At 39.2% G+C, this 12,894-nt stretch carries 12 protein-coding genes; 6 read left to right on the top strand and 6 right to left on the bottom strand.

From position 1 onward, the window contains the following. Positions 1 to 171: 171 nt before the first annotated feature. Complete coding sequence (locus M2R48_RS17585) at positions 172 to 531, top strand: SseB family protein (RefSeq protein WP_262086950.1); 360 nt, start codon at positions 172 to 174, stop codon at positions 529 to 531. On the opposite strand, the gene M2R48_RS17580 is transcribed toward M2R48_RS17585, so the two are convergent. From M2R48_RS17580 to M2R48_RS17570, 3 genes are all read right to left on the bottom strand, one after another. Continuing rightward, entirely contained in the window at positions 528 to 1,463 is a 936-nt protein-coding gene (locus tag M2R48_RS17580; protein ID WP_262086948.1) for a tRNA dihydrouridine synthase, read from the bottom strand. The genes M2R48_RS17585 and M2R48_RS17580 overlap by 4 nt on opposite strands. A gap of 74 nt (positions 1,464 to 1,537) precedes the next feature. Beyond that, complete coding sequence (locus M2R48_RS17575; protein ID WP_262086945.1) at positions 1,538 to 2,059, bottom strand: hypothetical protein; 522 nt, start codon at positions 2,057 to 2,059, stop codon at positions 1,538 to 1,540. A 21-nt stretch (positions 2,060 to 2,080) separates the two neighbouring features. Continuing rightward, entirely contained in the window at positions 2,081 to 2,890 is an 810-nt protein-coding gene (locus M2R48_RS17570; RefSeq protein WP_004724062.1) for an inner membrane protein YpjD, read from the bottom strand. Positions 2,891 to 3,034: 144 nt separating this feature from the next. Here M2R48_RS17570 and ffh point away from each other — a divergent pair, with 144 nt between their 5' ends. Further along, positions 3,035 to 4,441 carry a signal recognition particle protein gene (gene ffh, locus M2R48_RS17565; RefSeq protein WP_004817818.1) on the top strand — a complete coding sequence of 469 codons (1,407 nt, stop codon included), beginning with the start codon at positions 3,035 to 3,037 and terminating at the stop codon, positions 4,439 to 4,441. 136 nt (positions 4,442 to 4,577) lie between these two features. Then, positions 4,578 to 5,183, top strand: coding sequence for an RBBP9/YdeN family alpha/beta hydrolase (locus M2R48_RS17560; protein ID WP_262086943.1), 606 nt, complete (start codon positions 4,578 to 4,580; stop codon positions 5,181 to 5,183). A gap of 7 nt (positions 5,184 to 5,190) precedes the next feature. On the opposite strand, the gene M2R48_RS17555 is transcribed toward M2R48_RS17560, so the two are convergent. The 3 genes from M2R48_RS17555 to M2R48_RS17545 all read right to left on the bottom strand — a co-directional run bounded on the left by M2R48_RS17555 (position 5,191) and on the right by M2R48_RS17545 (position 7,738). After that, a complete protein-coding gene (locus M2R48_RS17555) occupies positions 5,191 to 5,862 on the bottom strand; it encodes a toxin-antitoxin system YwqK family antitoxin (protein WP_004817814.1) in 672 nt (223 codons plus the stop codon). A gap of 86 nt (positions 5,863 to 5,948) precedes the next feature. After that, complete coding sequence (locus M2R48_RS17550; protein ID WP_004724053.1) at positions 5,949 to 6,680, bottom strand: type III pantothenate kinase; 732 nt, start codon at positions 6,678 to 6,680, stop codon at positions 5,949 to 5,951. A gap of 302 nt (positions 6,681 to 6,982) precedes the next feature. Continuing rightward, positions 6,983 to 7,738, bottom strand: coding sequence for a biotin--[acetyl-CoA-carboxylase] ligase (locus M2R48_RS17545; protein WP_262086941.1), 756 nt, complete (start codon positions 7,736 to 7,738; stop codon positions 6,983 to 6,985). A gap of 30 nt (positions 7,739 to 7,768) precedes the next feature. On the opposite strand from M2R48_RS17545, the gene M2R48_RS17540 reads away from it, so the two are divergent. The 3 genes from M2R48_RS17540 (at position 7,769) to smc (ending at position 12,894) form a co-directional block, all read left to right on the top strand. Continuing rightward, positions 7,769 to 8,572: a sulfite exporter TauE/SafE family protein gene (locus M2R48_RS17540; protein WP_004724050.1), complete on the top strand. Its 804-nt coding sequence runs from the start codon at positions 7,769 to 7,771 to the stop codon at positions 8,570 to 8,572. A gap of 160 nt (positions 8,573 to 8,732) precedes the next feature. After that, on the top strand, positions 8,733 to 9,428 hold the full coding sequence (locus M2R48_RS17535) for a GntR family transcriptional regulator (protein ID WP_004724049.1): 696 nt from the start codon (positions 8,733 to 8,735) through the stop codon (positions 9,426 to 9,428). A gap of 13 nt (positions 9,429 to 9,441) precedes the next feature. Further along, on the top strand, positions 9,442 to 12,894 hold the full coding sequence (gene smc, locus M2R48_RS17530; RefSeq protein WP_262086939.1) for a chromosome segregation protein SMC: 3,453 nt from the start codon (positions 9,442 to 9,444) through the stop codon (positions 12,892 to 12,894).

Raw genomic sequence — 12,894 nt, 5'->3', positions numbered from 1 at the left:
ATATAGTTTCCTAAACGAGATTAAATCTTTTATAATAATTTAAATTCAATAACTTAAATCTTGATAATTTAAAATTCGAAGCTTTAGGATATTCAATTGATTACTCAGGTCAATTCCATATCTACCGTGAATAAGCTATATTAATGGCACCAAAAATAGACAATCAACAACATGCAAAATTTACAACAACTCTTTATCAACACCCAAGAAAACTATGAATTGATCCCTGATTTTATCGATCTGCTTTTAGCATCGGATATTTATTGTTTAGGAACACAAGATCAGCATAAAAAAATTCAATTCCGTATTCTAGAAACACCAGAAGGTGATCAAGCAATACCATTCTTCATAGAGCTAGAAACCATTCAAAATGATATTGGAGTCGATGCCGAATATATCATGTTAAATACACGGCAGTTTTTTGAAATGACTCAGGGGGCAACATTGGTATTGAATCCAACTTCTGAATTAACAAAAGAATTTCAACCTGAAGAAATTAAAGCAATTTTAGAGATTGATGAAGAAATTTAAGAATGTGCAGGATTCAATTTCTCCAGCACTTCGTCAATTTTTTTCAACCGTTTGATTTCATCCCATAAGGCTTTGGCTTCGGGATAATGCTTAGACATCATCCCAATCCATTGTTTATAGCGACCGACCATGTTCAGCTCCTTTTTATATGGTCCATTTAAAAAACGAATTTGTAAATTTAATAGTTCAGACCATGTGATAAGTGGTTCATCTGTATTTTTACGAATACATTGTGTGAGATCTGGTGTAGTCACAGCACCACGACCAATCATCAAATCTTGGCAACCTGATTCAAGTTGGCATTGTTTCGCATCAGCATTGGTCCAGATTTCACCATTGGCAATCACATTGATTTTGAGTGCTTCACGAATCGGCTGTAGCTGATCCCAAAATGCTGGAGGGGTGTACCCATCAGCTTTGGTCCGAGCATGGACAGTGACCCAAGCTGCGCCAGCATCTTCAATGGCATGCGCATTTTCAAGGGTAAAATTTCGATCCATATAACCTAAACGCATTTTTGCAGATACAGGGATGTATTTGGGTACAGCATCACGTACAGCCTTGACCAACTCATGTACAACTTCAGGCTCATCGAGAAGTACTGAACCACCTCTATGACGGTTTACTGTTTTAGCAGGACAACCAAAATTCATATCGATTGCAGGAGCACCTAATTCAGCAGCGCGTACCGCATTGGCTGCGAGCATTTCAGGATTATTTCCTAAAAACTGAACGTGTACTGGTGTGCCAGCAGCTGTCTTGCCTTGATTGTTTAATTCTGGACAATAGCTATGATAAACATGGTCAGGTAAGACCGAATCCGTTACACGGATAAACTCAGTCACGCACCAGTCAAAGCTACCGACATGTGTGAGAACGTCACGCATGATAGGGTCGGTTAAGCCTTCCATTGGGGCGAGTATAAGTTTCACAGTTGTTACCTGATGAGATGAAAACAGCGTTATACGCATTTTTGTAGGAGATGTCTACCGATGCAAAATATATTCTAGGTCAGCGCTGAATGGGGTGTTATTGAAAAGTTGATCCATAAATTTTCATTATCAAAACTTTCTACGTAAAGTCGAATTTTTTGTTGTGGATACATGTTGTTTGAACCTAAATGCGATTCACAATCTTTGTAATTGGCTAAACCATAAAATCTTTCGCCATATTGAACAATCACCCCTTGAGGATAGAAACACACAATCTCGGTTTCAATGCTTTGCCCAATTTTAAATTTGTTCTTTAATTCATTCCAATCACTTAAATATTTAGAGATTGATTGATTCCAAAAATTTAAAAACTCATCTTTTTCAATAGGAATAATTTCATCTAAAACGTCAGAAAAACTTCCTTCAGGTAAGAAAAAATGCGCTTGTTCTATGTTTAAATTTGTATTGATGCTGAGTGAAGCTGTCACCAAAATTGATCTGAGACAGTAATATTCCAGATCTAATTCATATAAAACAATTTCTTCTGCTTCTGTATCAATATATTTATTTATAGTAAGAATACAAAATACTGCCATTTTTGCTCAGCGCTGCGTTTATCAACGATGCAAAATCATTTCCAAAACAAATTTAGAACCAATAAAGCCAACCGCCAATAAAAAGAATCCAATCATGGTAAAGCGAATGGCTTTTTGACCACGCCAGCCAAACTTATAGTGACCAATTAACAACGCACCGTAAACAAACCAAGACACAATACTAAACACGGTCTTATGTGCTAGGTGCTGTGCAAAGAAGTCATCAATGGTAAAGAAACCAAAACATAGGGCGACAGTTAATAAAACAAAACCAGTAATGAGCATATCAAAAAGTAAAGATTCCATGGCTTGATATGACGGTAAGAAATTGACCCAAATACGTTTTTTTTGTTTCTTTTTGAGTTCGCGGTTTTGAAACCAAATCAAAACGGCTTGTATGGTTGCCATGAGTAAAACGGCATAAGCAGATAAAGACAGAATGATATGGATGTCTAAACCGATAGAATGCTGTTCAATAAATTGATCTGGTTTACTAAAACAAAAACCGAGAATCAAACCAAAGGCGGCAACAGGAATTCCAATCAAATTTAGTGAAAGAACAGGACGATAGGTACTATAAAGCATACTTAAAACCAACATTAACGCAGAGGTAAAAGACATCAAGTTAAAGACGTCGTAATTAATCCCTAGTGGTGTAAGTATGTCGTTATGCAGTACACTTGCATGTAATATCAGCCCTAAACCTGACATGATGCCAATAAACCAAGGGTTTGCGGAACGTTTAGCCATTAAGTGCATGAACAAATACCAAAATGAAGAGGTATAGGCAATTAATGCTAAAATCGTATAAACCAAGGGTAGGCTAATCATGTCAAACCTTTTTCAGGATGATGAATATTCATGTTATAAGATATAAATTCCATGTGAACTACAGTATCCTATAGCATCTTGAGCATAAATTTTCTATTTTAAGAAAGATTTTTTTGCTACTAGCTATTTTAAGCGGATTTTGCAATGTTTGATACCTTAACAGAACGACTCACGCAGAGTCTCAGAAATGTTACTGGCTCTGGGCAGCTAACCGAAGATAATATTAAAGATACCTTACGTGAAGTGCGTATGGCACTTCTTGAAGCCGATGTTGCTTTGCCTGTAACTCGTGAGTTTATTGCGAAAGTTAAGGAAGAAGCATTGGGTCAAGAAGTCATGACTCAGCTTTCACCAGGTCAAGCTTTCGTTAAAATTGTGTATGACGAACTCACCAAAATGATGGGTGAGGCAAACGAAAGCCTAGACTTAGCTGCAAAACCACCTGTTGTGATTCTTCTCGCAGGTTTGCAAGGTGCTGGTAAAACCACGACAGCTGCAAAACTTGGACGTTTCTTAAAAGAACGTCAAAAGAAAAAAGTGGCGATGGTTTCTGCCGATGTTTACCGTCCAGCTGCGATCAAGCAACTGCAAACAGTTGCTGCTGAAGTGGGTGTTGATTTTATTGAATCGGACGCTTCTGAAGATCCGATTAAAATTGCACAACGTGCAATTGGTCAAGCCAAAATTAACTTTAACGATGTCTTGATTGTCGATACGGCAGGTCGTTTGCATGTCGATGATGACATGATGGACGAAATTAAAGCATTACACGCTGCAATTGGCCCAACAGAAACCCTATTTGTCGTTGATGCAATGACAGGTCAGGATGCGGCAAATACTGCCAAAGCTTTCAATGATGCATTACCATTAACGGGTGTTATCCTCACCAAAACTGATGGTGATGCACGTGGTGGTGCGGCGCTTTCGGTACGTGCGATTACCGGTAAGCCAATTAAATTCTTAGGTATGGGTGAAAAACTCGATGCCTTAGAGCCATTCCATCCTGAGCGTGTTGCACAACGTATCTTGGGTATGGGTGACGTACTTTCTTTAGTCGAAGAAGTTGAACGTAAAATCGACAAAGAAAAAGCCGAAAAAATGGCGAAAAAATTGCAGAAAGGCGGGAGCTTCAACTTTGAAGACATGCTGATGCAATTTGAACAGATGAACAAAATGGGCGGTATGATGGGCTTCTTGGATAAGTTGCCTGGCATGAGCAATTCAGGCATTCAAGATGCGATTGCACAAGCAAATCCTGAAAAGCAAGTGAAAAAGATGGAAGCGATTATTCAATCGATGACCATTAAAGAACGTCGTAACCCAGACTTAATGAATCCGAGCCGTAAAAAGCGTATTGCAGCAGGCTGTGGTATGGATGTAGTTGAAGTCAATAAACTGATCAAACAACATGCACAAATGGCGAAAATGATGAAGAAGTTTGCCAATCCATCGGGTATGGCAAAAATGATGCGCTCATTGGGCGGAATGCAAAAACAGTTTGGCGGTGGCGGCGGTATGGGGCCATTGTTTGGTAATAACGATAAAAAATAAGTCTCATTTTTTTTATAAAAAGCGCCTTAGGGCGCTTTTTTGTTAAATAAAAATAACATACTTTTGTTGGCTGTTTAGATATTCTGAGCCCATTATTTGAATATGATTTAAACAATAATTGATAAGAAGTTGATTTATGAAAAAAGTATTTATCGTACACGGTTATAAAGACTCCCCTGAACATCATTGGTATCCGTGGCTAAAGCAACAAGTATTGGCGACAGGGCATGCATGTGAAGTGATTGATCTAGAACATCCAGAGCAGCCCCAATATGAGCTGTGGAAGCATAATATTACGCAGCAAATTAAGTCACTCAATGACGATACCATCATTGTGGCACATGGTTTAGGGGGGATTGCCAGTCTGGATTTTCTTTCGAGTGAATTATTGGGGCGAAAATTAGGTGCTTTATTTTTGGTTGCGGGATTCAGTAAAAATTTAGCCGTTTTACCTGAACTTAATTTATTTTTACAACACGCTCGGGTCGATGATGCGCTGCTCAGAATGAATATTCTGAATCGCTTTATCTTTTTCTCCAACAATGATCCTTTTGTGCCAGCGCCTGTCAGTATTCAATTGGGTTATTCGCTGAATTCACAAATGATTGAGGTGAAAGGTGCAGGGCATTTTATGGCAGCAGAGGGTTATACCAGCTTAACTGTACTTTGGGAAAAGTTAGCCGTTTTATTACAACCTGAATCCCAAGCTGGTACTCAGGCTGCATATTCGATTTTATCGTGATACTGTGTTATTGATTGAGTTTTTGATAAAGCTCGTCAAGAATCTCCTGAGCGTGTTGCTCATCTTGAATCAAATTGCCTTGTTGATCCCAAACTTTACTGTCTAGAATCGAATAATCTTCACTTGGGCTTAATTTTAGTTCTGCTGCAGGTTTGCCATCTTCATACCATACCTTTTGAACGATGGGCTGATCATCTGAATATTCTTCCTGTAGCCCAAGTTGACCATTTGAATAGTATGTTTCAGTTTTTCCAACTGATCTCTGGTCTTGGCTGGTCGATTTAAAGCTGACTTTTCCATTTTCAAAATAGCCCACAACTTCACCGTCGACATATTTACTATCAAAGCTATTTAAGCCTTGAGGGGCTTTAATCCAAAAGGGGTCAGATTGTTTTTTACGACTATTTTGATAGAAGTCCTGAACTAAGAAACGGCCATCTTTATCACGACCTAATAGTTTTCTGAAATATCCATTTTCTACAGGTGTGAGTGAATAACCCTGATCCATGACTAAGCCGCACTCACAGGCTTCTTCACCTGCATCTGGAGCAAAGTAAGCAATAACGGGTTCAGTTGTTGCCATGGTTGTTGAAGGTGAGTGCGTGGTTTGTAAACTGGTACAACCCACCATTGTGAAGCTCATTAAACAGGCACTAAGCAGTAAGGGTATCGTTTTCATAATGATTGCTCTTTTATCGTGTTTATGGTTGTGTTTATTTATTAAAAATGGAAGATTGCTGATCCTCCATTAAATTGTATTTAGGTTTAAGCGGTTTGTCGATCTATATAGAACTGTAAGCCTTTGAGTAATAAATCTGATTCAATTCTTGGTTGATATTTCTCTAGAAATTGTGCAAATAGATTGGCATCACCACCTGTTAAAATAAGCTTTCGTGGTTGTTGCTCAAGCACTTTTTCAATGGTGCTTAACAGCCCCAAGAAAATGCCATGATGTACTGCATCTATGGTATTCCGACCAGGACTTAGCTCTGAAAAAGCCGCATCTGGAATTTTAATGCCTTTGGTTTTTTGAATTAAAGAATCACGTTGTAAATAGAGGTTAGGCAGAATATAACCGCCTAAATGTTGTAAACCTTGGGTTAAATCAATTGTTAAAGCGGTGCCGCAGCTAATCACACACAAGTCATCATCAGCTTTCGCCACAGCCAAAACTTGTAACCAACGATCGATCCCGAGTTGTTCTATATGGTCATAGCCACAACGTAATCCTGCATATTCAGCATGCACTTTGGCAAAAGTTACAGGAATATCGAGTAATTTTAAAATCTGGACAATGCGTTCGTTGTTCTTTTTATCTTGGACTGAGGAAATTCCAATTTTGTCTAAGCCTAAACCACGGAAATGTTGAATTAAACCCAATAGCAGATCCGCAGGGGATTGGAGATGTAATTCTGCTGCCTGTTGGATAATTTGATTATTTTCAGTAATCCAATATTTTAGACGGGTATTTCCAATATCTAACCAAAGTGCTTTCATTATTTTGCCTAATTGAAACTGAACACAATCTGCATAATTATTTTATTTGAAAATATTGAACGACTTAGAGAGCATCTCAATCTGATCAATCAAATAGGGCAAATAACCTGCGGTTCATTTTGCTGAACGTTGTTCCGTACTGTTAGTAACTGTTTGCTATGATCTTTGGATCAATACGATTACTGCGCAATATATAGCGAAATGTATAGCGAAAAAAGCCCTGTTTTAAATAATTGCCGATCACTTTTTCACGATACATCTGATCAATCCATCTCATTTTAGACAACGGATCACCTCGTTATTTATGCTTCAGCTAAGCGTAAACGCCCTTGATAGACATTGACTAAGCCTTGAGCTGTCAATAAATTCAGTGCGCCATCATCAGAAATTCCTTTGAAAACACCCTCAATTGAATTTTGAATTTGTTCAAAATAAACCTGTTGATCCATAAAAGCAGCATAGTGATTAAATCGTGCTGCAAGGTTATAGCAACCATGATCAAACCATTGTCCAGCTTGTTGAATTGCCAAATACATTTCTGCAATGATTTGGATTCGATTTGGAAATTGTAGGCCTAATTGCATTATCGAGGTGGCTTGTTGAGTCACATTTTCTTTGGGGATCGGAAATAAGTTGATCCCGATTCCAACAATAGCTTGATGTGGTGAAATGGGCTCAACTAAAATTCCGCCCCACTTTCCTTGAGGGCTATATAGGTCATTGGGCCATTTAATTTGTAATGCTGGTAAATTCTTAAGTGTTGGCATTTGTAAGATATTTAAAGCAATTTCCAATGCTAAACGCCCATCTAAGGGTGTTCGAGTTTCAAGCAATGTGCTTAAATAAATGTTACCAATTGGCGAAACCCATTCCCGTTGGTGCTGACCTCGTCCTTGAGTCTGAGTTTCACTACAGACCAAAACTGTCTTGACGCCGCTGAGCGCAATTTCACGCACATCATCATTGGTCGATGCTGTCGTCTGCTTTAAAAGCAGCACTTCAGGGAGTTCATTTGCTTGTGTAAGAAGTTGTCTAAGATGACGAGTCTCTAAATCCATGTTGAATCTGAGAAGAGTGAAGGAACATTTATGGAGTTAATCATATATTTAGGTATTGGTGCAATCGCAGGATTTGCTGCTGGGCTATTTGGTGTTGGTGGTGGCTTAATTATTGTACCAATTCTCTATGTGGTCTTTACCAAAATGGGCTATGATCCTTCGGTCATTATGCACATGGCATTGGGAACTTCACTTGCAACAATTATTGTAACCTCAATTAGTTCCGTAACAGCGCATCATAAAAAAGGTGCAGTACTTTGGAATGTTTTTAAAAACTTAGCCCCAGGTTTGGTGATTGGCTCATTTATTGGAGCTGGCATTGCAGATATTTTATCAGGTCAGCATTTACAGCTGATTATTGGTGCATTTGCAATTTGGGTGGCATTTAAAATGTTTAAGGGGGCCAATGTCAAAGTCGATGAATCTAAACAATTACCGACCGCACCTATGCAAATGCTGGCTGGTGGGGGAATTGGAGTTGCATCGGCAATTTTTGGTATTGGTGGCGGAAGTCTGACGGTTCCCTATCTCAACAAAAATGGTGTGGTGATGCAAAAAGCCGTTGCAACATCAGCAGCTTGTGGTTTACCAATCGCGATTGCGGGTGCGCTCGGTTTTATGTTCTTTGGTGCACAAGAACCAACCGAAATTAAAAATTCAATTGGTTATGTGCATATTTATGCCTTTATTGGGATCAGTGTAATGAGTTTTATCACTGCCAAATTTGGCGCAAAGGTGGCGCATGCACTTTCTCCAGCGATGTTGAAAAAATGCTTTGCATGCTTACTTACAGTGGTCGGTCTTTATTTTATTTATCAAGGTATTACTAAGTAGATTCCGATCAATGGTACTTTTTCTAAACACTGAGTTGACTTAAAATACATTAAAATTGTCGGACAATGTCATGGTTTCAATTGAATTAAATCAGGTACAACTAAAATAATGACAATTGACATTGTCCAAGTAAAGAATAATAAACCAAGATAGGAATTATATGCATTCGGAAGAAGTGGATAGCCTTTCAGAACAGATTGCCAAACATATTAGTGAACAAATTATTAGTGGCGAGTTGGTTGAAGGGGAAAGAATACAAGAACTACGTATTGCCAAAGAACTGGATGTCAGTCGTGGCTCGGTACGTGAAGCCCTTTTGCTTTTAGAAAGAACCCATCTGATTGAAATTTATCCTCGTCGTGGTGCAATTGTCTCAGAAATGTCAGCACAACAAGTCCGTGCATTGTTCGATACCAGCGCATTGTTATTAGGTCAAATCGTGCAACGTATGAGTGAAACATGGCGCAATCATGAAGCTGAAGCGATTCAGCAGATGATGAATCATTTGGTTGAGCAGGTGAAGCAAGGCAATACTGAAAAGTTTTATGATGGCATATTTCAATTTTTATCAGGGCAACAGGACATGGTTGGGAATCCCTACCTGATGAAATTTTATAAAGAGTTGTTACCATCCCTGCGAAGAAGTTATTTTTTAACCTTAAATACTTCAAGACGCGAGCTTCAAGAAGCTTTAGAATTGCTTAAGTTGGTGATTGACGCAATTTTAATCCGAAAATCACAACAAGCTACTTTATTTATGGAAGATTTTTGTCGACACTTACGTAATCTGGTGTTGGAATCTCTGACACGGATGAAACAAATCGAACTCGCTTGGGCGCGGAGATCGCGTCGGTAATTACTAGGACATTATGCGTTTAAGCAGCTTAAAACTTTCAGGCTTCAAATCTTTTGCCGATAGTACAACACTACAATTCAAAGATAACCGTACAGCGGTGGTAGGTCCTAATGGTTGTGGTAAATCCAATGTGATTGACGCGATCCGTTGGGTGATGGGGGAATCCAGTGCGCGCCAGCTCCGTGGTGGCAGTATGCAGGATGTTATTTTTACAGGAACGGCAAAACGTAAACCTGTAGGTATGGCAAGTGTAGAACTGCGCTTTGAAAACACCTATGGCAAATTAGGTGGGGCTTATAACGCGTATACTGAACTTGCTGTTCGCCGTCAGGTGAATCGTGATGGAAAATCTGAATACTTTCTCAATGGGACGAAGTGCCGACGTCGTGATATTACCGACATTTTCTTGGGTACAGGTTTAGGTCCTCGTTCCTACGCAATCATCGAACAGGGAATGATTAACCGCTTGGTTGATGCCAAACCTGAAGAAATGCGTATCTTTCTTGAAGAGGCTGCTGGGGTTTCTCGTTATCAGGCTCGTCGTCGTGAAACACTACAACACTTAGAACATACCACGCAGAACTTAGACCGCCTCGAAGATATTGCTTCAGAACTCAAATCACAGCTTAAAACCTTAAAACGCCAGTCTGAAACTGCGGTTCAATATAAGACTTTAGAAACTGAAATTCGTACGTTAAAGATTGAAATTCTATCTTTCCAGTGTGATCGTAGTTCTCGTTTACAAGAACAATATACGGTTGAAATGAACGAATTGGGAGAGCACTTTAAACTGGTGCGCTCTGACATGAGTACTTTGGAACATGATCTGACTTCAACCAATGAGTTGTTCCAACGTTTGATTCAACAGTCCACGCCTTTGCAAAATGAGTGGCAACAAGCTGAGAAAAAACTCTCTGAGTTGAAAATGACTTTGGAACAGAAACAAAGTTTATTTCAACAGAACTCAGAAGCTTTGGGAAATTTTGAACAGCAAAAAGCTCAAACCAAAGAAAAGATTCAGTTGATGGAATTGCAATTGGAAACCTTGCACGGTCAATTGGAGCAGCAGACTGAACATTTACAACATGCTGAGTCTGAAACACAACAACGTAGCCAAGCCTTTACCGATTTAAAAGCGCAGCAATTGCAAGCACAACAACAGTATGAACAGGTTAAAGTTCAAGTTGAAAAGCAACAGCAGCAAAAAGCACAAATGCAGGCGCAAATTGAACAGCTTGCAAAAAATGTAGCGCGTATTGAACAGCAAAAAGATACCTTAAAAACCCAAGCCGTTCAGGTTCAAAGCCAATTTCAAACTGAAGATGTTCAACAACTTGAGCAAGATAAAATAGCAATCCAAGCTGCGATTGTTGAATTAGAACAAAAAATTAATCAAGCAAAGCAACAGTTTGAACAACTACAGGAAAGCATTAGTCAGCAAAAAACTCAGATTTCAGCTTTAAAATCTGATGTACAAGTGTTGCAATCTGAACAGAAAAACCTCACCCAATTAATGGCGAAAAGTGCTGTAAATAGCAAGGCTGATACTGTGCAATTGATGAAGGTATTAACGCTGAATGCACAAGGCAAAGCACATGCGCAGCTGGTTGAAAAGTTTTTAGCCAAATGGTTGTCAGCCCATATTGTTGAACAAGATGCTGATTTTGCAGAAAGTGTGGCACGCCAGCTTAAAGCATCAAGCTCACAAGATAAAATTCAATTGAATGGATTGGCATGTTTAGCAGATTGGATTGAATCTCCACAGTACTCATTGTGGAATCAAGTCGCTGTAATTGAAAACCTTGCTCAAGCTTTAGCTGTACAAGCACAGTTAAAAGCAGGACAAAGCATATTGACGCTGGATGGTTATCATGTCGGTCAAGATTGGGTGGTTGGTCTGTTCTTTGATGAGTCGAGCCAAGCCGCACAGGGTGCACTCAGTCATCGTATTCGCCTTGAAGAAATTGAAACACAACTTGCGCAGCTACAACCACAGTTGATTGAAGCTGAAACTGTATTGCCGAGTTTAAATCAGCAATTGTTGGACCTGCAAAAACAGATCCAAACAGAGCAAGACACGCTAAAACATCAGCAAAAACAGCTACAACAGTTTGATGTGCAGATTGCTAAGCAGCAAAGTGCTTCACAAGCATTTGAGTTGCAGAAAGTTCAGCTGAATAGTCAATTGCAACAGTTAGATGAGCAACTTGAAGAAGATGCAATGCAGAAAGATGATCTTGAAATCGATATGCATTCGGTCATTCTCAAGCTTGAACAAAATCTTCCTGAGTTTAAAACTTTGCAATTCAAGTTGGATGAGCTCAATGAGCAGGTTGAAGAACAGCAACAGCAATTACAGCTTAAGCAGCAAGATTCTGAAACTACACGTCGTCTAGCTGAACAAAATAAACAGCAAATTGAATTATTAGACAAAGACCTCTCCTTCTCTAAAACGCAATATCAACAAATTATTGCGCAAATGGAGCAAGCCAAGAAGTTTGTAGATCCAATTCAATTGGAGTTGCCGAGTCTAGAATCGCAATATGCTGAGCAGGCACAACAAACTGAAAAACTGCAAAAAACTTGGAGTGAGTGGCAAGTTGAATTGAATAATATTCAATCCAAACAGCAACAACTTACAGAAATGCGCCATTTGCATCAGCAAAATGATGAGCAATTGCGTACAAAACTGGAAGAGCGACGTTTGGCTTGGCAATCTGCAAAATCAGATTTACAGCATTATTCCGATCAACTTAAAGAGATGAATGCTGAAGTTAAGCAAGGCGTATTGATTGATTTACCTGTACATCAAGAAAAGTTTGAGAAAGCACAGCGTCAGTTTGAAAAATTAGGCGCGGTCAATTTAGCCGCTTCAGCAGAATATGAAGAAGTTTCTAAGCGCTTTGAAGATCTAACCCATCAAATGCAAGACTTGGAAAATACGGTTGGGCAGTTGAAAGATGCCATGAAGACCATTGACCAAGAAACCAAAAAATTATTTATGGGGACTTTTGATCAGGTTAATGCTGAATTAAAAGTATTATTTCCAAAAGTCTTTAATGGTGGTGAAGCCAGTTTAAGTCTTGAAGATGACTGGCAGTCTGGCGTGAAGTTGATGGCACGCCCACCCGGCAAGAAAAATAGTTCATTGGCTTTGTTATCTGGTGGTGAAAAAGCATTAACGGCATTGGCTTTGGTATTTGCTATTTTCCGTTTGAATCCTGCACCTTTCTGTGTTTTGGATGAAGTTGATGCACCTTTAGACGATGCTAACGTTGGTCGTTTTTGTAATTTAGTAAAAGAGCTTTCTGATCAAGTCCAATTCATTTACATTACACATAATAAAGTTGCAATGACGATGGCAACCGATTTGCTGGGTGTGACGATGCCTGAACCAGGCACATCAAAGCTCGTCACTGTGAATTTGGAAGAGGCAAGAGAATACGGTTTAGCCGCGGAGTCGTAG

Source organism: Acinetobacter sp. I-MWF (assembly GCF_025433935.1).
GTDB lineage: Bacteria > Pseudomonadota > Gammaproteobacteria > Pseudomonadales > Moraxellaceae > Acinetobacter > Acinetobacter guillouiae.
Note: the sequence above shows the minus strand (reverse complement) of the source record. Positions and strands in the feature narration are given on the sequence as shown.

What these genes read in the sequence shown, in the direction of transcription:
- M2R48_RS17585 (WP_262086950.1), top strand. Translation starts at nt 172, where the DNA reads ATGCAAAATTTACAACAACTCTTTATCAACACCCAAGAAAACTATGAA.
- M2R48_RS17575 (WP_262086945.1), bottom strand. Translation starts at nt 2,059, where the DNA reads ATGGCAGTATTTTGTATTCTTACTATAAATAAATATATTGATACAGAA.
- M2R48_RS17570 (WP_004724062.1), bottom strand. Translation starts at nt 2,890, where the DNA reads ATGATTAGCCTACCCTTGGTTTATACGATTTTAGCATTAATTGCCTAT.
- ffh (WP_004817818.1), top strand. Translation starts at nt 3,035, where the DNA reads ATGTTTGATACCTTAACAGAACGACTCACGCAGAGTCTCAGAAATGTT.
- M2R48_RS17560 (WP_262086943.1), top strand. Translation starts at nt 4,578, where the DNA reads ATGAAAAAAGTATTTATCGTACACGGTTATAAAGACTCCCCTGAACAT.
- M2R48_RS17555 (WP_004817814.1), bottom strand. Translation starts at nt 5,862, where the DNA reads ATGAAAACGATACCCTTACTGCTTAGTGCCTGTTTAATGAGCTTCACA.
- M2R48_RS17550 (WP_004724053.1), bottom strand. Translation starts at nt 6,680, where the DNA reads ATGAAAGCACTTTGGTTAGATATTGGAAATACCCGTCTAAAATATTGG.
- M2R48_RS17545 (WP_262086941.1), bottom strand. Translation starts at nt 7,738, where the DNA reads ATGGATTTAGAGACTCGTCATCTTAGACAACTTCTTACACAAGCAAAT.
- M2R48_RS17540 (WP_004724050.1), top strand. Translation starts at nt 7,769, where the DNA reads ATGGAGTTAATCATATATTTAGGTATTGGTGCAATCGCAGGATTTGCT.
- M2R48_RS17535 (WP_004724049.1), top strand. Translation starts at nt 8,733, where the DNA reads ATGCATTCGGAAGAAGTGGATAGCCTTTCAGAACAGATTGCCAAACAT.
- smc (WP_262086939.1), top strand. Translation starts at nt 9,442, where the DNA reads ATGCGTTTAAGCAGCTTAAAACTTTCAGGCTTCAAATCTTTTGCCGAT.